At 68.2% G+C, this 20,950-nt stretch carries 22 protein-coding genes; 7 read left to right on the top strand and 15 right to left on the bottom strand.

What is annotated here, in order from left to right:
* Positions 1–3: 3 nt before the first annotated feature.
* The 6 genes from HUJ28_08335 to HUJ28_08310 all read right to left on the bottom strand — a co-directional run bounded on the left by HUJ28_08335 (position 4) and on the right by HUJ28_08310 (position 6,106).
* Positions 4–1,281, bottom strand: a complete 1,278-nt coding sequence (locus HUJ28_08335) for a heme biosynthesis protein HemY (protein ID MBD3619467.1) — start codon at positions 1,279–1,281, stop codon at positions 4–6.
* Positions 1,278–2,435, bottom strand: a complete 1,158-nt coding sequence (locus HUJ28_08330; GenBank protein MBD3619466.1) for a uroporphyrinogen-III C-methyltransferase — start codon at positions 2,433–2,435, stop codon at positions 1,278–1,280. Before HUJ28_08330 ends, HUJ28_08335 begins: the two co-directional genes overlap by 4 nt.
* Positions 2,428–3,240 carry a uroporphyrinogen-III synthase gene (locus tag HUJ28_08325; protein MBD3619465.1) on the bottom strand — a complete coding sequence of 271 codons (813 nt, stop codon included), beginning with the start codon at positions 3,238–3,240 and terminating at the stop codon, positions 2,428–2,430. Before HUJ28_08325 ends, HUJ28_08330 begins: the two co-directional genes overlap by 8 nt.
* Before the next feature lie 43 nt (positions 3,241–3,283).
* Entirely contained in the window at positions 3,284–4,222 is a 939-nt protein-coding gene (gene hemC / locus HUJ28_08320; GenBank protein MBD3619464.1) for a hydroxymethylbilane synthase, read from the bottom strand.
* An 85-nt stretch (positions 4,223–4,307) separates the two neighbouring features.
* Positions 4,308–5,042 carry a response regulator transcription factor gene (locus tag HUJ28_08315; protein ID MBD3619463.1) on the bottom strand — a complete coding sequence of 245 codons (735 nt, stop codon included), beginning with the start codon at positions 5,040–5,042 and terminating at the stop codon, positions 4,308–4,310.
* A 5-nt stretch (positions 5,043–5,047) separates the two neighbouring features.
* Positions 5,048–6,106: a sensor histidine kinase gene (locus HUJ28_08310; GenBank protein MBD3619462.1), complete on the bottom strand. Its 1,059-nt coding sequence runs from the start codon at positions 6,104–6,106 to the stop codon at positions 5,048–5,050.
* Positions 6,107–6,192: 86 nt separating this feature from the next.
* On the opposite strand from HUJ28_08310, the gene argH reads away from it, so the two are divergent.
* Positions 6,193–7,587, top strand: coding sequence for an argininosuccinate lyase (gene argH / locus HUJ28_08305; protein ID MBD3619461.1), 1,395 nt, complete (start codon positions 6,193–6,195; stop codon positions 7,585–7,587).
* A gap of 155 nt (positions 7,588–7,742) precedes the next feature.
* Here argH and HUJ28_08300 read toward each other — a convergent pair whose 3' ends face one another.
* The 7 genes from HUJ28_08300 to HUJ28_08270 form a co-directional block, all read right to left on the bottom strand.
* Positions 7,743–8,120, bottom strand: a complete 378-nt coding sequence (locus HUJ28_08300; GenBank protein MBD3619460.1) for a hypothetical protein — start codon at positions 8,118–8,120, stop codon at positions 7,743–7,745.
* Positions 8,121–8,164: 44 nt separating this feature from the next.
* Positions 8,165–8,836, bottom strand: a complete 672-nt coding sequence (locus tag HUJ28_08295; GenBank protein MBD3619459.1) for an alpha/beta hydrolase — start codon at positions 8,834–8,836, stop codon at positions 8,165–8,167.
* Positions 8,837–9,059: 223 nt separating this feature from the next.
* Positions 9,060–9,371, bottom strand: coding sequence for a thiosulfate oxidation carrier complex protein SoxZ (gene soxZ / locus HUJ28_08290; GenBank protein MBD3619458.1), 312 nt, complete (start codon positions 9,369–9,371; stop codon positions 9,060–9,062).
* 28 nt (positions 9,372–9,399) lie between these two features.
* Entirely contained in the window at positions 9,400–9,861 is a 462-nt protein-coding gene (soxY, locus tag HUJ28_08285) for a thiosulfate oxidation carrier protein SoxY (protein ID MBD3619457.1), read from the bottom strand.
* 232 nt (positions 9,862–10,093) lie between these two features.
* Positions 10,094–11,446, bottom strand: a complete 1,353-nt coding sequence (locus HUJ28_08280) for a sigma-54-dependent Fis family transcriptional regulator (protein MBD3619456.1) — start codon at positions 11,444–11,446, stop codon at positions 10,094–10,096.
* A complete protein-coding gene (locus tag HUJ28_08275) occupies positions 11,439–13,385 on the bottom strand; it encodes a HAMP domain-containing histidine kinase (GenBank protein MBD3619455.1) in 1,947 nt (648 codons plus the stop codon). The genes HUJ28_08280 and HUJ28_08275 overlap by 8 nt, the downstream gene beginning before the upstream one ends.
* Positions 13,386–13,455: 70 nt before the next feature.
* Positions 13,456–14,103 (bottom strand): cation/multidrug efflux pump, encoded by a 648-nt coding sequence (locus tag HUJ28_08270; GenBank protein MBD3619454.1) that lies wholly within the window; start codon positions 14,101–14,103, stop codon positions 13,456–13,458.
* A gap of 113 nt (positions 14,104–14,216) precedes the next feature.
* On the opposite strand from HUJ28_08270, the gene HUJ28_08265 reads away from it, so the two are divergent.
* The 6 genes from HUJ28_08265 to HUJ28_08240 all read left to right on the top strand — a co-directional run bounded on the left by HUJ28_08265 (position 14,217) and on the right by HUJ28_08240 (position 18,640).
* The gene (locus HUJ28_08265; GenBank protein MBD3619453.1) at positions 14,217–14,366 is read left to right on the top strand and encodes a lipoprotein; all 150 of its coding nucleotides are present in this window, start codon (positions 14,217–14,219) and stop codon (positions 14,364–14,366) included.
* A 2-nt stretch (positions 14,367–14,368) separates the two neighbouring features.
* Positions 14,369–15,616: a diaminopimelate decarboxylase gene (gene lysA, locus HUJ28_08260; protein MBD3619452.1), complete on the top strand. Its 1,248-nt coding sequence runs from the start codon at positions 14,369–14,371 to the stop codon at positions 15,614–15,616.
* 5 nt (positions 15,617–15,621) lie between these two features.
* Entirely contained in the window at positions 15,622–15,807 is a 186-nt protein-coding gene (locus tag HUJ28_08255; GenBank protein ID MBD3619451.1) for a DUF1289 domain-containing protein, read from the top strand.
* A gap of 135 nt (positions 15,808–15,942) precedes the next feature.
* Entirely contained in the window at positions 15,943–16,371 is a 429-nt protein-coding gene (locus HUJ28_08250; protein MBD3619450.1) for a VOC family protein, read from the top strand.
* Between the two features lie 57 nt (positions 16,372–16,428).
* Entirely contained in the window at positions 16,429–17,817 is a 1,389-nt protein-coding gene (locus HUJ28_08245) for an L-serine ammonia-lyase (GenBank protein MBD3619449.1), read from the top strand.
* Between the two features lie 160 nt (positions 17,818–17,977).
* Complete coding sequence (locus tag HUJ28_08240; protein MBD3619448.1) at positions 17,978–18,640, top strand: class I SAM-dependent methyltransferase; 663 nt, start codon at positions 17,978–17,980, stop codon at positions 18,638–18,640.
* On the opposite strand, the gene ubiB is transcribed toward HUJ28_08240, so the two are convergent.
* On the bottom strand, positions 18,615–20,306 hold the full coding sequence (gene ubiB, locus HUJ28_08235; protein ID MBD3619447.1) for a ubiquinone biosynthesis regulatory protein kinase UbiB: 1,692 nt from the start codon (positions 20,304–20,306) through the stop codon (positions 18,615–18,617). The genes HUJ28_08240 and ubiB overlap by 26 nt on opposite strands.
* Positions 20,307–20,321: 15 nt before the next feature.
* Positions 20,322–20,948 (bottom strand): SCP2 sterol-binding domain-containing protein, encoded by a 627-nt coding sequence (locus tag HUJ28_08230; GenBank protein ID MBD3619446.1) that lies wholly within the window; start codon positions 20,946–20,948, stop codon positions 20,322–20,324.
* Between the last annotated feature and the right edge of the window lie 2 nt (positions 20,949–20,950).

Raw genomic sequence — 20,950 nt, 5'->3', positions numbered from 1 at the left:
TGCCTAGAGCGGCTGGATGTCCGGCAGTTCCTCGTCTTCCTTGCGGGGTCGCGGCAGTTGCTCGCGTCGCGGGCTGCTCAGGCGCGGGGCCTGGGTATGCCCGGTGACGGCCAGCTCCAGGCCGGCGCGATAGTAGGCGTCGGCGTGCTCCGCTTCCTTGAGGGTGGTGGAAAGCCGGGCGAGTTCGTAATAGGTCTCGGGCTGCGGGGCGAGGCCCAGGCTGGCGTCGAGGTAGGCGCGGGCCTTGCCCCAGAGTTCGGCCTGCAGGGCCAGGCGGCCGAGGGTCAACAGCAGGTCGGGATCCTCGTCGCGCCCGCGCAGCCAGCCCTCGGCCTCGCGCAGGGCGCGGTCGGCACGGGGGAACTGCACCTGGCCGTAGAGGCGGACCAGCTCGGCGTTCCAGTCCTTCATCAGTGCTGCCTTGAGGGCCTGGCCGGCGTCCTCGTGGTCGCCCAGCTCGATGAGGGCGCGGGCGTAGAGGGCCAGCAGGTCGGGGCGCTGGCGCGAGCCGCGCGGCAGCTGTTTCCAGATCGACACCAGGGTGGTGCGGTCGCCGCTATGGGCCGCGGCCAGCAGTTCGGCCTCCACCGCGGCGGCCTCGTAGTGTTCGAGCTGGGCCGCGTCGAGGATGCGGCGCTGGCGCAGGGTGGGCAGCAGCTCCATCAGCCCGCGCCAGTCCTGCAGCTTGTGGCTGAGCCGGGCCTGCAGGCGCAGGGCGTAGCCGTGGCGGGGGGCGGTCTGGTGCAGGTGGGCGAGGGTCTCGTGTGCCGCCTCCAGCTGATTGTGGGCGAGCTGCAGCTCGGCCTGGGTGAGACTGACGGCGATGTCGGCCTTCGGGTCGCGCTGGATGGCGGTCTTCAGGTAGTCGTCGCGCCGGTCATAGGCGTTCTGCAGCTGGGCGGCGCGGGCGGCGGCCAGGTAGTTGAGCAGCGCGGTGTCGCTGCGCCGGGCGCTGCGTACCAGCAACCGTTCGGCCCGGGCGAAGCGTCCCTCGGCCAGTTCGATCAGGCCGCGCAGCAGGCCCTTGCGGTCGCGTTCGGCCAGGCGGCGGCGGTTCGCGGCGCGCAGCTGGCCCGGCAGCAGCCAGAGATTCACCAGGAAGCGCACCAGCATGTAGAGGGCGATGAGCCCGGCCGCGGCCAGCGGCAGGAAATACTGCATCGACATCTCGATGCTGCGGTTGCCGTAGGCAAACAGGACGAAGCCGTCCTCGGTGAGGTAGGCATGGGTGAGCACGGCCGTGGCCAGGGCCAGCAGCAGGGCGACGAACAGGGCCTTCATGGGGCGTCGGCCTCGGGTTCGGCCGCCGCCGGTGCCCCACTGCTGGCCGGACGCCGTTCGAGTTCGTGCAGCTTGTCCAGCGAGGCGGTCAGTTCAGGCAGCTCGGGGCGCAGGTTCACGGCATCCAGTGCGGCCAGTTCGGCGGCCAGTTCGGCGGCCCGCTCGCCGGTGAACTTCTCCTCCACCCAGGTGCGCGCGGCCAGCAGCTGGCGGTGGTACTCCGCGTCGTCCTGGCGCAGCACGCTGAGGCGCGCGGCCTCCAGGCGCAGGCGCAGCAGCTGGTTGAGGTGCAGTTCGGTCTCGGTGTCCGGCAGGGCCTTCACCGGCTCCGGGTATTCGCGGTAGGTGATGTGTTCGCTGAAGGCATTCCACACATGGCGGGCGAGGCCGGCCATGGTCTTCTGCTCGCCGTCCTCCACGGCCACGCTGAGGTCGCGCTCGGCGCGTTCCTGGTCGGGCAGCTGCAGCGGCATGGGTTTCAGGTGCGTGGCCATGCGATCCAGGCGCAGGGCGATGCCGACCAGGTCGGGACGTTCGAAGTCCTCGAGCATGGCGATTTCGTCGGCCAGCAGCTCGCGTATCGGCAGCAGCTTGGGGTCGCCCAGCTCGCGCACCCGCTGGTCGGCGGCGCGGAGGGCGGCGATGGCGCCGTCCAGGTCGCGGACCAGGCGCAGGCGCTGGTTGGCGATGTCGATCAGGTACTCGATCTCGGCGACCATCCAGCCGCGCTGGTCGCGCATGGCGACATCGTGCAGGGCGCCCACCGCGTCCTTGAGGTTGCCGATCTCGCGGTCGGCGGCGGTGGTCGTTGCGCGCAGGGCCTGTGCCTCCTCGGCCAGCTCGCGGCGCAGGCTCGCCACCTCGTCTGTGGTGTCGATGCGCTCGATGCGCTCCTCAAGCGCGGCCAGCGCGGCGTCGTGGTCCGCGTTGGTGGCCTGCTGCTGCTGCCAGAGCCACCAGCCGGCACCGATGCCCCCGCCACCGGCGGCCAGGGCCAGCAGGGCGACGAGCCAGGCGCCGGCGATCGCGCCGCGGCCGCGCGCCGCGGGCTCGGCCGGTTCGTCGACCGGCTCGGCGACGACCTCCTCGACCTCGACCTCCTCGGCCGGACCGTTCTGCGCGTCGTTGCTGGCGTGTTTGTCGTCGTTAGTCATGGTCTGCATTCCGGTTGCGCGCCCAGTCCAGCAGCGCCTCCATCATCGCCTCGTCGCTGGGGTCGGCGGCGACCACGGGCTCGACCTTGAAGCCGAGCTCGTGGGCCGTCTCCTGCATGCGCTCGCCGCCCACGATCAGCGGCGTGCTGCGCAGCCACATCTGGCCCAGCTTGCCCACCATATCAAAGAGGTTGCGCAGGCCCTCGGAACTGGTCACCAGAATCGCGTCGAGCTCGTTGCGCGACCAGAGGTAGAGGATCTCCCCGTTGTCCGTTTCCGGGCGGCCGCGGCGATAGGCATTGGCATATTCCACCGTGGCCCCGCGCGCCTTCAGGGTGTCGCCCAGCATCTCGCGCCCGCCGTCGCCGCGGAAGATCACCACCCGCTTGCCGGCCACGTCCTGCATCTCCGGCAGTTCCAGCAGGGCCTCGCTGTCGAAGCGGCTCTTGGGGTAGATGTCGGCGATCTGGCCGAAACTCTTCAGCTCCTGCGCCGATTTGCGCCCAATTGCGGCGATTTTCGTCGATTCCGGGAAGTCGCGCCGCGAGCGGATCAGGTTCATCGCCTTGCGCACGGCGTTGGGACTGATGAACACGGCGATATCGAAGTCCTGCAGGCGGTCGATCAATGCCAGCAGCGGCTTGCTGTCGGTGGGTTCCAGGATCTCCAGCACCGGGAAGCGCACGGCCCGGCCGCCGGCCGCCTCGATCTGGCTGCAGAGCGCATCGGCCTGGTGGGCGGGGCGGGTGACCACGACCTTGAGGTCGGTCAGCGGCAGGTCGGTGTGGCGGGTCTCGGGCTGCATAGGATGATTCTAGTGAGTCTGCGTCGACAATGCGGGATCGCGGTCAGGCATCGGGGCCCAGGCCCAGGGCCTTGAGCACGGCGTCGGCACCCTGGGCGAGCAGGTCCTCGGCCACGCCCCGGCCGATGGCATCGGCCTGGGACCGTGGCCCGCGCGCCTCGGCGCGGAAGATCTGCCTGCCATCGGGCGAGCCGACCAGGCCGCGCAGCCAGAGTTCGTCGCCTTCCAGCAGGGCATAACCGGCGATGGGGACCTGGCAGCCGCCGTTGAGGCGGTGGTTCATGGCGCGCTCGGCGGTGACGCGGTCGGTGGTGTCGGTGTCGGCCAGGGGTGCGAGCAGGGCCTTCACCCGGGCGTCGTCGGCGCGGCACTCGATGCCGATGGCGCCCTGGCCGACGGCCGGCAGGCTCTGCTCGGGCGTGAGGATGGCGGTGATGCGCGCGTGGAATTCCAGGCGCTTGAGACCGGCGGCGGCGAGGATGATGGCATCGTACTCGCCGTCGTCCAGCTTGCGCAGGCGGGTGTTCACGTTGCCGCGCAGGAAGCGGATCTCGAGGTGCGGATAGCGGGCCATCAGCTGGCACTGTCGGCGCAGGCTGGAGGTGCCGACCACCGCGCCCTCGGGCAGTTCGTCGGGGCCGGTGTACTTGTTGGAGACGAATGCGTCGTGCGGGTCTTCGCGTTCCATGATCACCGGCAGGGCGAAGCCCTCCGGCAGCTCCATGGGCACGTCCTTCATGGAATGCACGGCGATGTCCGCCTCGCCCGCGAGCATGCCCTGTTCCAGCTCCTTCACGAACAGCCCCTTGCCGCCGATCTTGGACAGCGGGCTGTCCAGCAGCTGGTCGCCGCGGGTGGTCATGCTCACCAGCTCCACTGCCAGATCCGCGTGCAGGGCCTCCAGCCGGCGCCTGACCTCCTCGGCCTGCCAGAGGGCGAGTGGGCTGTTGCGGGTGGCGATGCGAAGGGTCTGCTGGGTCATGGGGCTCCCGGGCTGGTGATGGGGCGGAAGGCCGAACTTTACGGGAAATGGCGCTGGATGGCCACTTGCGGCCCCGCGCCGGGACCTAGCGATGCTTGAGGAAGCGCCGCACCTCGGCCACGTGGCGCCGGCTGATCTCCAGGCGGTCTTCGATGCCCTTCATGGCGATCATGAAGCGGCCCTCGGCGGTCTTTTCCATGCCGCCGGCGTACTGGCGCTGGACCAGGGCATTGCGGTGCACGCGCAGGAAGCGCTCGCCGAATTCGTCTTCCAGCGACTTGAGCGGCTCCTCGATGATCACCTCGCCGCCGGTGTGGCGCACGGTGACGTACTTCTGGTCGGCCTGGAAGTAGATGATGTCCTCCACCGGGATCAGCTCGAGGTTGCCGCGGAAGCGGGCGCAGATGTGGGAGCGGGCCTGCTCCTCCTCGGCCTCTGCCCCCAGGGCGGCGAGCTGGGCGCGGGTGGGGGTGCGTGCGGCGGCCAGGGCGTCGACCAGGTGCTGCTTGCGGATCGGCTTCACGAGGTAGCCGGCGGCGTGGGCACGGAAGGCCTCCAGGGCGTGCTCCTCGAAGGCCGTGGTGAAGATCACCGCCGGCGGGGACTCCAGCCCGGCCAGGTGGCGGGCGGCCTCGATGCCGTCCATGCCGGGCATACGCACGTCCATGAGCACGATGTCGGGATGGCCGCGGTCGGCCTCGTGCAGGGCCTCGGCACCGTTGGCGGCCTCGGCGCAGACACTGTACTCCGGCAGTTCCTCGATCAGGCTGCGCAGCCGGTCGCGGGCGGGTTTCTCGTCGTCGACTATCAGGACCTTCATGGTCGTCATTCCCCGGGGATGGTGAACCACACAGTATACGTATCCTCACTCTGCTCGATACGCAACAGGCTGTCCTCGCCATAGGCCAGCGCCAGGCGCTGGCGGATGTTGTCCTGGGCCATGTGATTGCCCTTGCTCTTGCGTGTCTCCTGCCCGAGCGGGTTGCTGACCTCCACGCGCAGGCCGGGTGCGGCAGCCTGGATGCGGATGCGCACGGTGCCGCCGCGCGTCAGCGGCTCGATGCCGTGGTAGATGGCGTTCTCCACCAGCGGCTGGATCACCAGGGCGGGTACCGTGAGGCCGCGCGGCAGGTCGGCGTCGATCTGCCAGTCCACGGCCAGGCGTTCGCCCAGGCGCAGCTGCTCGATGGCCAGGTAGCGGCGGGTGATCTCGATCTCCTCGTCCAGGCCGATGCGCTCGCGCTTGTCGAGCGTGGCGCGGAACATGTCGGCCAGGTCGTGCACCGCCTCCTCGGCCTGCTCCGGGTGCGTGCGCGTGAGGCTGGCGATGGTGTTCATGCTGTTGAACAGGAAGTGCGGACGGATACGCGCGGTGAGCGCCTGCACGCGGGCGCGCGCCTCGGCCTCCACGTTCTGTACCCACTGGTGCTGTACATAGAAGTAGCGGAACACGATGGCGGCGACGATCGCGCTGATGGCCAGGTTGCGCAGCACGAACAGGGCGGGCGGCAGCCCCGAGTCCATGCCGGCGGCGTTGCCGTAATACCCGAGGGCCAGCGTGAGCAGGGAGACCAGCAGGGTGGTGAGCAGGGTGATGGCATAGGCCACGCTCGCGGCCAGGCGCGGGTCGCTCAGCGACAGGCGGCGGCGTACCAGGCACAGGGTGCCGGCCGTGCCCAGCGCCACCCACTGCACGAACAGGCTGATCAGGCCGAGGTCGGTCCACAGGTTGCCGCTGTGGGTGGCGGAGATCAGCGCGAGCACGCAGGCCAGCAGCTCGGCGATGAGCACGACCAGAAACACCGCGCGGGCGGTGCAGAAGTTGGGCAGAAAGCAGGCGCGTGCGGAAATGGCGGCGTCCTGGCCGGGCTTGTCGGTTCGCATCGGCCAAGTGTTGCCCGTGCGACCGCTCAAGGCAAGCGGGCCGATGGTATACTGCGGCCCTTTCATCCAGCCATGTGATACATGCCATGACCGACAAGCAGCAGGACGACAAACCCTGGGGCGGCCGCTTCACCGAGGCGACCGATGCCTTCGTCGAGGCCTTTACCGCCTCGGTGGACTTCGACCGCCGGCTCTACCGCCACGACATCGAGGGTTCCAGGGCGCATGCGCGCATGCTGGCCAAGGTCGGCGTGCTCACCGAGGAGGAATGCGCGGCCATTCTCGAGGGGCTGGAGGCGGTGTTGCTGGACATCGAGCGCGGCGACTTCGCCTGGTCCGTCTCGCTGGAAGACGTGCACATGAACATCGAGGCGCGGCTCACCGACCGCATCGGCATCGCCGGCAAGAAGCTGCACACCGGGCGTTCGCGCAACGACCAGGTCGCCACCGACATCCGCCTCTACCTGCGTGACGAGATCGATCACCTGCAGGGCGAGATCCGCCGCGCCCAGCTGGCGCTGCTGGACCTGGCCGAGCGCGAGGCCGACACCATCATGCCGGGCTTCACCCACCTGCAGGTGGCCATGCCCGTGACCTTCGGTCACCACATGTTGGCCTGGTTCGAGATGCTGGACCGCGATCACGACCGCCTGGCCGACTGCCGCCGGCGCGTGAACGTGATGCCGCTGGGCGCCGCCGCGCTGGCCGGCACCACCTATCCCATCGATCGCGCGTACACCGCCGGGCTGCTCGGCTTCGAGCGGCCGGCCAACAACTCCCTGGACGCCGTCTCCGATCGCGACTTCGCCATCGAGTTCTGCGCCGCCGGCGCGCTCATCATGACGCACCTGTCGCGCTTCGCCGAGGAGCTGGTCCTGTGGGCCTCCGCGCAGTTCGACTTCGTCGACCTGCCGGATCGTTTCTGCACCGGTTCGTCCATCATGCCGCAGAAGAAGAACCCGGACGTGCCCGAGCTCCTGCGCGGCAAGAGCGGGCGCGCCAACGGCAACCTCATCAGCCTTCTCACGCTGATGAAGGGCCAGCCGCTGGCCTACAACAAGGACAACCAGGAAGACAAGGAGCCGCTGTTCGACACCGTCGATACGCTGCGCGGCAGCCTGCGCGCCTTCGCCGACATGGTGCCGCACCTCAAGGTGAAGGCCGAGCGCATGCGCGCCGCGGCCCGCCAGGGCTACTCCACCGCTACCGACCTGGCCGACTACCTGGTGCGCAAGGGCGTGGCCTTCCGCGACGCCCACGAGATCGTCGGCAAGTCCGTGCGTTTCGGCATCGAACAGGGTCGCGACCTCGCCGACCTCACCCTGGACGAGCTGAGGCAGTTCTCGGATGCCATCGAGGACGACGTGTTCGAGGTGCTCACGCTGGAAGGTTCGGTGGCCGCACGCAACCACCTCGGTGGAACCGCACCCGAACAGGTGCGCAGGCAGGTTGAATCGGCGCGGGCGCGGCTGGGCGAGTAAGTGGCAAGGACGGGTTTTTTGCCACAGAGGGCACAGAGTACACAGAGGGGAAATCGGTGTCGTGACGGGCGGCGGCAGTCGTCAATTCCGTCACCCATTGGTTGACGCTGCTGCAAAAGACTCTGTGATCTCTGCCCTCTGTGGCCAGATCCAGCCTAGCGCCGCCCCATGTAGGCCCGCTGGTCGGGGCCGACCAGCAACGCCTCCGGGACGTGCAGCTTGATCACGGCGGGCAGCTCCAGCGTGATGCCCGGTACCGGGCGTACCGTCACCCACAGGGTGTTGAGTCGGAGGTTCATGTCGGCGAACACCACCACCTTGCCGTAGCGTTCCAGCACCCGCTGGATGTGGCCGAGTTTCTGCTTGATCACCTCGGCCGGCTGGCGGCTGAGTTTGGGGATGATCATCAGGAAGTCACTCAGGGGGCGGCCGCTCTCGTCGCGTGCGGGGGCGCGTTTCCACAGGGGCTCGCCGGGTTCGAAACCGGTGGCGTTGCGCAGGGCCCGGGCATTCTCGTTCTGTAAGGCGCTCATGTTTCGAGCATAGCCCGCCCCGGGCGATTTTCCAGATGCCGTGTTCAGCCCGCCAGGCGTGCGCGCAGCCAGTGCGCGATGGCGGCGATCTCCTCCGTGCAGACGCCGTGCCCCATCGGATAGTCGTGGGCCTCCACGGCAAAGCCCTGTTCCTTCAGCCAGTCGCGTGCCCGGTGTCCCGCCGGCAGCGGGATGATGTCGTCGTGGCGGCCATGGGCCAGGAATACGGGCAGCCCGCGGTTTGCCAGCAGCAGGCGCGCCTCGAGCTCCTGCGCCATGGGCAGGTAGGTGGAGAGCGCCATCACGCCGCCCAGGCGTTCGCGATAGCCGAGGCCCGCGTGCAGGGCGATGACGCCGCCCTGCGAGAAGCCGGCCAGGATGAGGTGTTCGCCAGGTATGCCCGCCGCGCGCTGGGCATCGATGAGTGCCGTCACCTGCGCCACCGAGTCGCGGATCTGGGCGCGGTTCTCGCCCTGATCGAAATCCAGGCTTTCGAAGTCGTACCAGGCGCGCATGGCCAGACCTCCGTTGATGGTCACGGGCATCACCGGGGCATGGGGAAACAGGAAGCGCACGGTGCTGCCGGCCGGCAGATCGAGCTCGGGGACGATGGGCTCGAAATCGTGGCCGTCGGCACCCAGACCGTGCAGCCAGATGATGCAGGCATCCGGATCGGGGCCGGTATCGACGGTGAGAAATTCGAGTGTATCGGTCATGATGGAAGCTGGGAGCGGACGGGATATCCAGCTTACCGCGTTCCCGGAACGGGATGATAGGAGGGGGGGTGAAAAAGGGAAAGCGCGTCCATGCGCTTTTAAGTCACTGCCAAAGGAAACTCGCTGAAACGGTGTGCATCCACAGACTCGGAAATGTTTCCAGCCGAGACTTTAGAAGATGGGGCATCCCTGGCCCCAAGCCACTGCCAAAGGATTCTTTGCCTCAGGAAATCTTGGTTTCCACGGAATCGGTCTTACCTTCGTTGTCCACCCAGCTGATCTTCAGGGTGTCACCCTTGTTGCCGCCGGAGAACTTGAACGAGAGGTAGGGGTTCTTGGAGATGGCCGGACCCCACAGGGCGGTGAGCACGTTGTTGCCGTTGTGCTCGGCATTCACTTCCTGGATGAAGTGGGCCGGGATCATCTTGCCGGTCTTGCTGTCTTTGCGCTGACCGGTTTCCATCGGATGGCTGATCAGGCACTTCACGGTAGTGGAACCACCGGCGGCCTGGGCACGAACTTTAATCGAAGACATGTCTGGTACTCCTCTGAATTCTCAGCGATTAACCGCCACAGCCACCGATGGTGACCTTGACTTCCTTACGCGAGCTGTACAGCTTGCCGTCGGCCTTGACCAGGGCGATCACGTCGGAGGTCTTGCCCATCTTGATGCGGGTAGAGACGAAGCCTTCGGTGTTGGCGCCCAGCATGTAGCTGGAGGTCAGCGGGTTGCCGTTCTCGGCGGCCAGGATGCTGATCGACTCGACACCGGAGATGCTGGTGGAGACGGTGACCGGCACGACGGCGCCGTTTTCGGCGATGTCCGGGGCCTTGATATCGATGTCGCCATCGGCGGCCTGATCGCTGCCGGCAATACCCTTCATGGCGGCGCTCATGGAGTCGGCTTCGAAGGCCTCTTTCGGCCAGGCGGCCAGGACGGCGCGCGGGGCAACGAGACCGGCGGCAACGGCCATGCCGACGGTACCGGCGGCCAGGGTGCCTTTGAGCAGGGTTCTACGCTTCATGTCATTACTCCTCGATCACGGGGCTACTTTGGTGTAGCTGACAGGAACGTATACAAGCACCGTGCCAACTTGGTGATCTATTTTAGATCAACAGGTTAGAGCAAGAAGACTGCGGGAGGAGGGGCATAATCGTTGCAATCTGCAACGTGCGGACATTGCAAATTGCAGGTGTGCGCATGGCGCCGCACAGGCTGGCCGCCGAAAGGCCCGGAGGTTGTTCCGGCATCCGTTATTAGAGGGGTGCGTCCTTCTCGTACTGCTGCAGCTTGCGCCAGAGCGTGGACTTGTTGATGCCGAGCGCCGTGGCCGTCTTCTCGCGGTTGCCGTTGAAGCGATCGAGCAGCTTGAGGATGTAGCGCTGTTCCAGCTGGGCGAGGTCCGGCTGGTCGGCATCGATGGCGTCGCCCTCGTGCAGGCTGCTGACCAGGTCGTCCTGCAGGCGCAGGATGCGGCCATCGGCCAGGGCGATGTGACGCTCGACCAGGTTGCGCAGTTCGCGCACGTTGCCGGGCCAGCTGTAGTCGCGCAGGCGCTCCATCGACTCGGCATCGAAGCCCTCGATCTCGCGACGGTAACGGGCGTTCATCTCCTCGATGAAACTGGTGACCAGGGCCGGGATGTCGTCGCGGCGCTCGCGCAGCGGCGGGAGCTGGATCTTCACCACGTTGAGCCGGTGATAGAGGTCGGCGCGGAACTCGCCCTCGGCCACCATCTTCTCCAGGTTGCGATTGGTGGCGACGATGAAGCGCACGTCGATGTCGGTGGGGCGGATGCCACCGACGCGCGTGACCTGCTGTTCCTGCACCACGCGAAGCAGCTTGGTCTGCATGGCGTCGGAGATGTTGCAGATCTCGTCGAGGACGACGGTGCCGCCGCTGGCCGCTTCCAGCAGGCCCTGCTTGCTGTGGGTGGCGCCGGTGAAGGCGCCCTTCTCATGACCGAACAGCTCGCTCTCCAGCAGCGTGTCGGTGAGCGCGCCGCAGTCGATCACGATGAAGGGACGGTCGGCGTCCGGGCCCTGGTTGTGGATGGCGCGTGCCACCAGTTCCTTGCCGGTGCCGGACTCGCCCTCGATGATCACGTTGCAGCGGATGTCCGCCACCTTGTCGATGATGGCGTAGATGTTCTGGATGGCGGGGGAGTTGCCGATCATGCGGTAGCGCAGCCGCTCGTCCTTGAGCTGACGCTTGAGCAGGCGGTTCTCGCGCCGCAGCGCCTCGGTCTCCAGGGTGCGATCCACCTGGAGCAGCAGCTCCTCCATGTCGTAGGGCTTCTTGATGAAGTCGGTGGCGCCCAGGCGCAGGGCCTCGATGGCGTTGTCGACGGTGGAGTAGCCGGTGATGATGATCACCGGCACGTCGTCATGGATCTCGCGGATCCGGCGCAGCAGTTCGATGCCGTTCATCTCCGGCATCGACAGGTCGGTGATGACGAGCTGCGCGCCCTGCTGACGGAAGTCGTCCAGGGCCTGCGCCGGGTTGCGGTGCACGGCCACCGCATAGGGCGCCTGACGCGTGAAGCGCAGGAACAGGTCGCCGGCCGTGGGGTCGTCGTCGACGAACAGGATGCGTGGCTTGTCAGTCACTCGACTCTCCGGGCTGGTGCGGCGTGAGCGGCAACACGATGGATACGGTCAGGCCGCCTTGTTCGTTGTTGGCGAGCCGTATGGTACCACCATGATGTTCGATGATGCCGAGGCTGACCGACAGGCCGAGACCGCTGCCCTTGCCGACCGGCTTGGTGGTGAAGAAGGGGTCGAACAGCTTGTCCATGATCTCGGGCTTGACGCCGGTGCCCTGGTCGCAGACACAGATGCGCACGCGGCCGTCCTCGTCCAGCCCGGCCTCGACGCGCACCTCGTCGCCGCTGTTGCTGGCCTGGATGGCGTTGAGCAGCAGATTGATGAGCACCTGCTGCAGTTGATGCGGATCGCACTCGATGACGAGATCGGACGCGATCTGCGTGGAGAGTCGCACACCCTGGTTGCGAGCCGCCTGGCTCACCAGCTGCAGGGAGTGTTCCACCAGTGCCTGCACGGGTGTGGGTTCGTAATGCGGCGGCACCTGGCGCGCAAAGTTGAGGATGCCGCGCACGATGCGCGAGGCGCGGTGGGCCTCGTTGGTCAGGGCCGTGAGATCCTCGCGGGTGGCCTGGTCGCCGGCGGGCAGCGAACGTTCGATGAGCTTGGCAAGGGTGAGGATGTTGTGCAGCGGGTTGTTGATCTCGTGGCCGATGCCGGCAGCCATCTCGCCGATGGAGGCGAGCTTGGCGGACTGCAGCAGCATGGACTCGGCCTGGTCGCGTTCGCTGCGTGCCTGTTCCAGGGTGTCGACCATGTAGTCGAAGGCATCCAGCAGCTCGTTGATCTCCTGCGTGGAGCGCATCGGCACCGAGCGGCGCCGCCGCCCGCCGGCATAATCGCGCAGCTGCTGCGTCAGCTGGGTGATCGGCAGGGCGATGCGCCGCGCACCGAGTTGCGCCAGCAACAGGCTGGCGAGTATGGCCACCACCGCGAACAGCAGGATGCCGGAGCGGATGCGGTTGAAGGGCGCGGTGATGGCCGCGGTGTCCACGCGCGTGGCGATCACCCAGCTAGTCAGCTGGTTGGGATAGGGGTAGTACTCGGCGTAGTACACGCGCGAACGGCCGTCCGGTGCATCGAAGGCACCATAGGGGGCATTTCGCACGGCCGACATGAGCCGGCCGCCGAAGCGCGCGTGCAGGTTGTCGGCGGCGGTCTTGGCCGTGCTGAACAGGCGTCCGGCGGCCTCGTCGTAGAGCACCATGCCGTCGCGCTGCGGCACTTCCGGATTGAGCTCGGCGATGAGCAGGTGGCCGTTATAGAGACGCGGCGACAGCTCCAGGATGCGGTCGATCTGCACCCCGGTGGAGTTCACGGTGAGATAGCCCATGGGCAGCGGTTCGATGGTGTCCGCCAGCGGCACGACCGCGTCCAGCATGGGCACGCGGCCGGCCGTGCCGTAGTCGGTGAGCGAGGGCGGCTGCAGCAGGTAGTTCACCTCGCCCGGGTTCATGGTCTGCAGGAAGTACAGGAACTCCGGGTCGTCCATCTCCTCCTCGGCGAAGGGGAAGGGGTCCAGGCCGGTGAACGAGGGCGGGATCTCGGCGCCGTCGCGCACCTTCACCAGGGTGTTGGCGCGGTGTTCGAGCAGCCGAATGGTGCCGACATCCTTGAGTATGAGCTGGATCTCGCCGAGAAAGCTCGCCAGGTCCTGCGTGCGCTCGCGGTGCTCCGGGTGACGGCGCCCCTCGCGCACGGTCTCGAGCACCGGCAGGATGCGCTCCACCGAGGGGGAGCGGGCCAGCGCCGTGATCACCTCGCGTTCGAAGCTCAGGCGCCGGTCGAACTCGGCCACGACGAAACTCAGGTTCGCCTGCAGGCGCTCGTCCACGTCGGCGCGGTGCAGGCGCTCGCTGTAGCCCGTGACCAGCAGCACGATGGCCGTGAGCGGCACGACCGTGGCCAGCGAGACCCAGAGGAAGATGTTGGTACGAAGATGCACGGCGTGTCGCGGTCAGCGGCGGGTTGCTGCGAGGCGGATGATGCGCTGATTGTACACGGCCGTCGCGCGCTCAGTCCCGCCACTGCCCCACGGCCTGTTCGGCGGCCGCGTTGGCCGGCCGGGCGACGAGACCGGACTGGGTCAGGCGCACCTCGTAGCGTGCCCCGTGCACCATGGGCAGGTAGGTGGCGCTGCCGTAGACGGCGTCCACCCAGGGCAGCCAGCGGGGGTGCTGCTGGGTCAGCGTCCACACGTCCAGGCCCTGTGGCTCGGCCAGGCCGTAGAGGCTGGGGGCGGCGGCGCGGGCCTGATCCACGTCACGGTAGCGGCCGCTGATGCGCTCCAGCCGGTACTGCGCGTCCAACCCGAGCAGGTTGGCCAGCCCGTGCCACTTGAGCACGCGGGCGTCCAGCTGCCACTCGTCGCCCGCCAGGGTGAAGAGCCGGGCCTGCCCGTCCGGCGTGCGCAGCAGGACCTGGTACTGATCCATGCCCATGCGGTTGAAGGACAGGGTGGCCACGGGTTGTTCGTGGGCCAGACGCTGGTAGGTGAGCAGGTTGAGCGCCAGCGACCCCGACAGGGCGGCCAGGGCGAGAAACAGGACGCCGGCGGCGCCACGCGTGCCGGCCCGCAGGAACTCGCGACGACGCAGGCGGCGCAGGGCCAGCAGGACGAACAGCAGGCCGAGCCCGCCGAGGATGAGGATCAGCAGGTGCATCTGCCGTCCATGATGGGCCGCGCCGCCGGACGAGGCAAGCCGGCCGCGCGTCGCCAAGCCCGGGGCTTGCCGCTATACTGCGCGCAACAACGACACCTTAAAGCACGCACATCATGTTTCCCTGTCGCGCCCAACTCGCCTTCATCCTGCTCGTGATCCTGCTGGGCTCGCTCGGCATGCTGCAGTCCTGCGGCCAGACCGGCGACCTGTACCTGCCGGAACCCGAACCCGCCCAGCCCGACAACCCACGCGGAGACGCCTGACGGTGGATTTCTTCAATTATCGCAACGGCGAACTGCACGCCGAGGACGTCCCGGTCGCGCAGCTCGCCGAGACGCATGGCACGCCGCTGTACGTCTACTCGCGCGCCACCATCGAGCGCCACTGGCATGCCTTCAACGACGCCTTCGGCGATCACCCCCACCTGATCTGCTATGCAGTGAAGGCCAACTCCAACCTCGCCGTGCTGAATCTGATGGCGCGCATGGGCTCGGGTTTCGACATCGTCTCGGTGGGCGAGCTCGAGCGGGTGCTGAGGGCCGGCGGCGACCCGGGCCGGGTGGTGTTCTCGGGCGTGGGTAAGAAGGCCGACGAGATGCGCCGCGCGCTGGAGGTCGGCATCCGCTGCTTCAACGTCGAGTCGGAGGCCGAGCTGTTGCGCCTGAACGCGGTGGCCGGCGAGATGGGCCGGGTCGCGCCGGTGTCCATCCGCGTGAACCCGGACGTGGACGCCAAGACCCATCCCTACATCTCCACCGGTCTCAAGGAGAACAAGTTCGGCATCGCCATCGACGCGGCAGAGCGCGTCTACCGGGAGGCGGCCGCACTGCCGCATCTCGCGGTCACGGGCATCGACTGTCACATCGGCTCGCAGCTCACCTCGGTGGAGCCCTTCCTCGATGCGCTGGACCGCGTCATCGCCCTGGCCGACCGCCTAAAGGCCGCCGGCATCCCGATCCATCACCTGGACCTGGGGGGCGGGCTCGGCATCCGCTACCGCGACGAGACGCCGCCGGAGCCGGCCGACTACGTGAAGGCCATGTTCGCGCGCTGCAAGGACTGCGACTACGAGATCCTGCTCGAACCGGGCCGCGCCATCATGGGCAACGCCGGCATCCTGGTCACGCGCGTGGAATACATCAAGCCCACCGAACACAAGGGCTTCGCCGTGGTGGATGCGGCCATGAACGACCTCATGCGTCCCGCACTCTACCAGGCCTGGCAGGCCATCGTGCCGGTGGTCGAGGGCGGACGGGGCGAGGCGCGCGTGTATGACGTGGTCGGTCCCGTGTGCGAGACCGGCGACTTCCTCGGCAAGGACCGCGAGCTCGCCATCGAGGAGGGCGACCTGCTGGCCGTGCGCTCCTCCGGCGCCTACGGCTTCTCCATGAGCTCCAACTACAACACCCGCCCGCGTGCCGCCGAGGTGATGGTGGACGGCGCAACCGTGCACGTGGTGCGCGAGCGCGAGTCCCTGGACACCCTGCTGGCCGGGGAATCCGTCCTGCCCTGAGCACCATGGCCGCGGTCAGCACGCCCTGCATCCAGGTCTGCGAACTCGGCGAGGACGAGCGCTGCATCGGCTGCGGCCGCAGCCTGGCCGAGCTCGCCGCCTGGACGCGCATGACCGAGGCCGAGCGCCGGCAGGTGATGCAGCGCCTGCAGGCCGAGGGTTACCCGCGACGGCCCGCCGCCACCGACTGAGGTCGGCCACGGTCAGGGGCTATACTGTTGTCCATGCACCTGTCTCCCCGGTACGTCGTCTTCCTCACCCTGCTGGCCGGCCTGCTGTGGCGGTCGCGGCGTGACGACTGACGACAGCCAGCCGGTGTCTTTCGCATGAAACCACGCATCAGCTTCATCACCCTGGGCGTCGACGACCTGGAGCGCGCCCTGCGCTTCTACCGCGACGGCCTGGGCTTGCCCACCAAGGGCATCGTCGGCAACGAGTACGAACACGGCGCGGTGGTGTTCATCGACATGCAGCCCGGGCTCGTGCTCGCCCTCTGGCCGCGGGAAAGTCTGGCGCAGGACAACGGCCTGCCCCTCGCCCCGCCGGCCCCCACCGACGGCATGCTGGCCAACAATGTCGCCAGCCGGGCCGAAGTCGATGCGGTGATGGCCGAGGCCGAGGCCGCCGGGGCGCGCTTGGTGAAGGCCCCGCACGAGACCTTCTGGGGCGGTTACGCCGGCACCTTCCAGGACCCCGACGGGCATCTCTGGGAGGTGGTCTGGAACCCGGCCTTCCCGCTGCCGGACGAGGCCTGAACCCCGGCGACGGGCGCCTGCATTACACTCGGGTGTACGGCCACCACGGAGCGCGGCATGTTCATCAGCACCCTCGAGCTCTTCAAGATCGGCATCGGCCCCTCCAGCTCGCACACCATGGGCCCGATGGTCGCGGCGCGGGCGTTCCGCGAGGCCGTGGCCGGGCATCTGGTCGCGGCGGAAGCGGTGCAGACATTCGCCATGCGCTGCATCCTCAAGGGCTCGCTCGCCTATACCGGCAAGGGGCATGCCACCGACCGTGCCGTCACCCTCGGCCTGCATGGGCACGATCCCGAAGGCGTGGCCGAGACGGACGTGGACGCCCTGGTCGGTGAGCTGTGGCAGCAGGATGCCATCGAGATCGATAGCCACCGCGTCGGCTTCCTGCCCGAACGTGACATCCTCTTCGACCGCGGCCAGCCCCTGCCCGAGCATCCCAACGGCATGATCTTCGAGCTGGTGAACAACGCCGGCGAGATCGTCCTCACGCAGACGCGGTTTTCCATCGGCGGCGGTTTCATCGCCACGCCCGAGGAGGTCGCCCGGCTGGCCGCACCGCTGCGTTCCTCGGCCAGCGACCGCTGTCCCTACGGCTTTGCCACGGCCAACGAGATGCTGGCCATGGCCGAGGCCGGCGGCCTGTCCATCGCCGCGATGAAGCGCGCGAACGAGCTGGCCTGCCGCGAGGGGCCGGCCACGGATGCGCAGCTGGATGCCCGGCTCGATGCGATCTGGGCGGCCATGCGCCGCTGCGTGGAGAACGGCCTGGCCGCCGAGGGCATCCTGCCCGGCGGGCTGGAGATCCGCCGTCGCGCGCGGCACCTGGCCCTGGACCTGCGCGCCCACCCGCAGGGTGCGGGGGTGAACGACTGGCTGATCGCCTATGCCATGGCCGTGAACGAGGAGAACGCGGCCGGCCACCTGGTGGTCACCGCCCCCACCAACGGCGCGGCCGGCGTGATCCCCGCCGTGCTCTACCACCTGGTCGGACACGAGGGCGGCAGCCCGGAACAGGTGCGCGACTTCCTGCTCACCGCGGCCGCCATCGGCGGCATCATCAAGCACAACAGCTCCATCTCCGGTGCCGAGGTCGGCTGTCAGGGCGAGGTCGGTTCCGCCGCCGCCATGGCCGCGGCGGGGCTGTGCGCGGCGCGTGGCGGCAGCGCGCCGCAGATCGAGAAGGCCGCCGAGATGGCGCTGGAGCATCACCTCGGCATGACCTGCGACCCGGTCAAGGGCCTGGTGCAGGTGCCCTGCATCGAGCGCAACGGCTTCGGCGCGATCAAGGCCTACGCCGCCGCCTCCCTGGCCCTGCGCGAGACCGGCCAGCACTTCATGCCGCTGGACAACTGCATCGCCGCCATGAAACGCACCGGCCAGGAGATGTCGGAGAAGTACAAGGAGACCTCGCTGGGCGGGCTGGCGGTGAGCATCACCGAATGCTGAGGCATCACATGTAGGAGCGCTGCAAGGCGCGATCAGGGGCGGTATTTCGCAGAAGCATGGCCGTCATCGCAGCTTGCGCAGCTCCTACGCGGCGCTCCTACGATGCATCGCTGTGTCCTCTGTGGCAGATTGATGTTTTTCAGATGGCTGCACAGAACCCATGCAACGCATCCCCGAACCCGAGCTCATGCTCGACCCCGAACAGGCCGTCGCCTATGCGCAGGCCGATTTCGAGGCGCCGCACAACCAGTTCATCGCGCTGTTTCGCGAACGCTTCCCGGAACCGGTGACGGGCGACGTGCTGGACCTCGGCTGCGGGCCGGGCGATATCGCCGTGCGTTTCGCCCGGGCCTTCCCCGGGACCTTCGTCGACGGCGTGGACGGGGCGGCGGCCATGCTGGAGGCCGGGCGCGAACTGGTGGCGGCCTCGGGCGTGGCGCACCGGCTGAACCTGGTGCAGGCCTGCCTGCCGCAGGACCCGGCACCGAAGCAGGCCTACCCCACCATCATCTCCAACAGCCTGCTGCATCACCTGCACGTGCCGGGGGTGATGTGGGAGGCGGTGAAGCGGCATGCCGCGCCCGGGGCACGCCTCTTCGTGATGGACCTGATGCGGCCGGCCAGCGAGGACGAGGCGGTGCGGCTGGTGGGGTTGTATGCGCAGGACGAACCCGAGGTGTTGCGGCGCGACTTCTACTGCTCGTTGTGCGCGGCCTTCACGCCGGCGGAGGTGCAGGGGCAGCTGGCCGGGGCCGGGCTGGCCGGGCTCACGGTCGAGGCCGTGAGCGACCGGCATCTCATCGTTTACGGGGTACTGTCCTGACGCCGCGTTGCGCATCGAGGGCGGCGATGAGCATGGCGAGGATACCGGCCGCACCCAGCGCCCAGGAGAACACCGGGGCGCCGCCCAGCGTGGGCATGTCGGGCAGGCCCAGGGTGAGGAAGCCGCCGAGCGCCAGGGCGGCGCCGGCGATGACGGCGATGCTGCGTCGGTTGGCGCGGGTGATCTCCCCGCGCAGCTGTTCGAGCTGCTCGCTCTGCCAGCGCAGCTGCAGTTCGCCGTTGTTGGTGCGGGTGATGAGTTCGTGCACCTGGTCCGGCATGGAGGGCAGCTGTTCGAGGAACTTCGGCAGGTGTTTCTTCACGCCGCCGATGAGCGCACGCACGCCGACCTGTTCGTCCATCCAGCGCTCGAGGAAGGGCTTGGCGGTCTTCCACAGGTCGAGATCGGGGTAGAGCTGGCGGCCGAGGCCCTCGATGTTGAGCAGGGTCTTCTGCAGGAGCACCAGCTGCGGCTGCACCTCCATGTGGAAACGGCGCGCGGTCTGGAACAGGCGCAGCAGCAGGTGGCCGAAGGAGATGTCCTTCAGCGGGCGCTGGAAGATGGGTTCGCAGACGGTGCGGATGGCGCTCTCGAATTCATCCACGCGCGTGTCGGCCGGCACCCAGCCGGACTCGACGTGCAGCTCGGCCACGCGACGGTAGTCGCGGTTGAAGAAGGCGTGGAAGTTCTCGGCGAGATAGCGCTTGTCCTCCGGCGCCAGCGTGCCGACGATGCCGAAGTCCACCGCCAGGTAGCGCGGGTTGTCGCTGTCGTCCCGGGCGACGAAGATGTTGCCCGGGTGCATGTCGGCGTGGAAGAAGTTGTGGCGGAACACCTGCGTGAAGAATATCTCCACGCCGCGTTCGGCCAGCTTCTTCAGGTTCACGCCGCGCGCCACCAGGCTGTCGATGTCGCTGATGGGCGTGCCGTGGATGCGCTCCATCACCATCACCCGCGGCGTGCTGTACTCCCAGTACACCTCGGGGATGTACAGCATGGGCGAGCCCTCGAAGTTGCGGCGCAGCTGCGAGGCGTTGGCGGCCTCGCGCACCAGGTCGAGCTCGTCGAAGATGGTCTTCTCGTATTCCCGCACCACCTCCACCGGGCGCAGGCGCCGGCCCTCGGGCCAGTAGCGCTCGGCCAGTTCGGCGCCGATGTACAGCAGCTCCACGTCGCGGCGGATCACCGTCTTGATGTTCGGCCGCACCACCTTCACCACCACGTCGGTGCCGTCCTTGAGCGTGGCGGCATGCACCTGGGCGATGGAGGCGGAGGCCAGCGGTGTCTCGTCGAAATGGGCGAAGACCTCGCTGGCCGGGCGGCCGTAGGCGGCCTCGATGCGCGCCCGCACGTCCTCGATGGGGAAGGGCGGCACGGCGTCTTGCAGGCGGGTGAGCTCTACGGCGATGTCGTCCGGCAGCAGGTCGCGGCGGGTGGAGAGCATCTGCCCGAACTTCACGAACACGGGGCCCAGGTCTTCCAGCGCGCGACGGATGCGCTCGCCGCGCGGGGCGCGCCTGCGGCGGAACCAGTTCCACGGCAGCAGGAACAGCAGCCAGCGCACCGGCCGGAACAGGTGGATGGCGAACACCACCTCGTCGAGGCCGTGACGGACCAGCACGAAGTTGATGTAGAACAGTCGCAGGAGCTGTGCCGGTCGGATCATGTGCAGGGCCGTGGGTTACTGTTGGTCCGGGTCGCCGAGGCGGCGGGTGGCGCGCGCCACGCGGGCGGCCAGGCGTTCGACCCCGTCGCGCAGGTCGTCCACGCCGTTGACGAAGTCCTCGATCTCGTAGCGCGTGGGCAGGTCGCGGGATTCCTCCTGCAGGTATTCGGTCACGTCCATGCGCAGCGAACCGGCCGAGCGCCTGGCCCAGCCGCCCAGCCCGCGCAGGGCATTGCCGATCTGGTGCGCGGTGATGTCGCCCACGGCCTTCGACAGCAGCTCCTCCCAGTCGAGTTCGACGGATGCCAGCGCCTCGCGGAACACGCGCCCGGCGTGGGTGTTGCCGTCGATGCTCACGTCGCCCGACAGCACCACGCGGTTGGGGTCGTCTGCTAGCGAGAGGCGCGCCAGCGCCATGGGCGTGCCGCGTATCACCGTGTCGGGCCGGTCGCCGTAGCGTCCCAGCACCTGCAGGCCGGCCGCGCCCGGCACGAAGTAGAGCGTCAGGTCCAGCCCGGTGATCTCCAGTGCGACGACCTTGCCCTCGAGCTCGGCGAGCCGCGCACGGGCCCGGTCGTCGAGCGCGAAGTAGCCGTTCAGGGCGTTCTCGATCGCGGCGGTGAGGAGGACGGGGGCGTCCATGA

It is taken from the genome of Chromatiales bacterium, assembly GCA_014762505.1.
Lineage (GTDB): Bacteria > Pseudomonadota > Gammaproteobacteria > SpSt-1174 > SpSt-1174 > SpSt-1174.
The sequence above is the reverse complement of the archived record's forward strand: the minus strand, read 5'-3'. Positions and strand labels throughout refer to the sequence as shown.